Here is a 1,453-nt window from a genome sequence, read left to right as displayed (position 1 = left end):
CGCCCCGCCCGTCCTGCGGGGCGCCCACCACAGGCGGGTCCGTTCCACGGGTCTCCCCCGCCCCGGACGACGTGTCCGCCGCGCGGTCCAGCAGCTGGACGCACCCCGCCGCACGGGGCTTCCCCGCCCCGGGGCGACCGTCCCGGCAGGAGGGACGACCCTAGAATGATCCGCATGCCCGTGGACCGCACCGACCCCCGACCGCTGCACGCGCAGATCGCCGGAGCGCTGCGCGCGGAGATCCGCGACCGCTCGATCGCCCCCGGCGACACCCTGCCCAGCGAGGCGGCCCTGCGCGAGCGGTTCGGGGTCTCGCGCAGCGTCGTGCGCCAGGCGCTGGCCACGCTGGAGGACGAGGGCGCGGTCCGCCGGACCCGGGGGCGCGCGGCGGTCGCCGCCGTGCCCACCGAGCACCACCGGTTCGTGCAGCGCGTGACCGGGCTGTTCGACCAGTTCTCCGCCGACGGCCTGCGCCTGTCCACCGCCGTGCTGTCCCTGGAGGCCACCCGTTCGGGCGTGCCCTCCGCGACGCGCCACCTGGGCACGCGCGAGCTGCTGCGCCTGGAGCGGATGCGCTCCCTGGACGGCGACCCCCTGTCCTACGTGCGCACCTGGCTGCCCGCCGAGCGCTTCGCCGCGCTGGACGCCGCGATGCTGCGCGACGCCTCCCTGCACCGGTTGATGGAGGAGCGCTTCGCGGCGGTGCCCACGAGCGGGCGCAGGCAGATCCGCGCCGTGCCCGCCGACCCGCGCATCGCCCGGGAGCTGGGCGTGGCCGCCGACGCGCCGCTGCTGCTGCTGGAGGGCGGGACCTTCGACCAGCAGGGCGCGCCCCTGGAGTGGTTCGAGAGCTGGCACCGCTCCGACCGGGTGGTCTTCGACATCGAGGCCGAGGGCGCCTCCGACCAGGTGCGCATCGCCCCGGACCCGTCGCTGACCGCCTCCCGGCCCGAGGCCCCGGCGGGCGCGGCCCGCGAACCGGGCCTGGACCGTGCCGTGCGGCTGGCCGAGGAGCTGCGCGCCGAACTGGACCGCCTGCGCCGGGAGGGCTGAGCGCTCGGGAGGGCCCGGCCCCGCGACGGGGACGGCCTCGGGGACGCCGCGCCCGCGGCGGGTCCGCCGGTGCCGGACGCGCCGGCGGACCCCTCTCCACCGCTGTGCCCGAGAGGGGTTCGCCGGAGCTCGCCGCCCGGGGTTCGGGCGGCCCGCACGCCGCACCGGCCGTGTCCTCGGCCCGTTCGCTACCCGAACGGGCGGGGCCGTACAAGGGCCGTCCGTCATGCGCGCGCCGCCCCCGGTCATGCGGGCGGCCAGGACACGGAACCGGCAGGTGACGGCGGCGGGCCTGTCCGCAAGCGGTCAGCGGGCTTTCGGCCGGGACGGGGCGGGGTATCTCCATCTCCCGCGCTCCGGCGAGCGGAGGGAGCCGGGGTACCCCCGCCCCGGCTCCCTC

At 78.5% G+C, this 1,453-nt stretch carries 1 protein-coding gene; it reads left to right on the top strand.

The genetic code is table 11. The features are described from left to right. The first annotated feature begins 165 nt into the window (after positions 1-165). Entirely contained in the window at positions 166-1,053 is an 888-nt protein-coding gene (locus tag DQW06_RS22210) for a GntR family transcriptional regulator (RefSeq protein WP_117199236.1), read from the top strand. Positions 1,054-1,453 lie beyond the last annotated feature (400 nt).

Origin of the sequence: Nocardiopsis sp. TNDT3 (assembly GCF_003427465.1) — a bacterium.
GTDB lineage: Bacteria > Actinomycetota > Actinomycetes > Streptosporangiales > Streptosporangiaceae > Nocardiopsis > Nocardiopsis dassonvillei.
The sequence above is the reverse complement of the archived record's forward strand: the minus strand, read 5'-3'. Positions and strand labels throughout refer to the sequence as shown.

Excerpts from the sequence above, each read along its gene's own strand:
- DQW06_RS22210 (WP_117199236.1), top strand. The coding sequence starts at position 166 with ATGATCCGCATGCCCGTGGACCGCACCGACCCCCGACCGCTGCACGCG.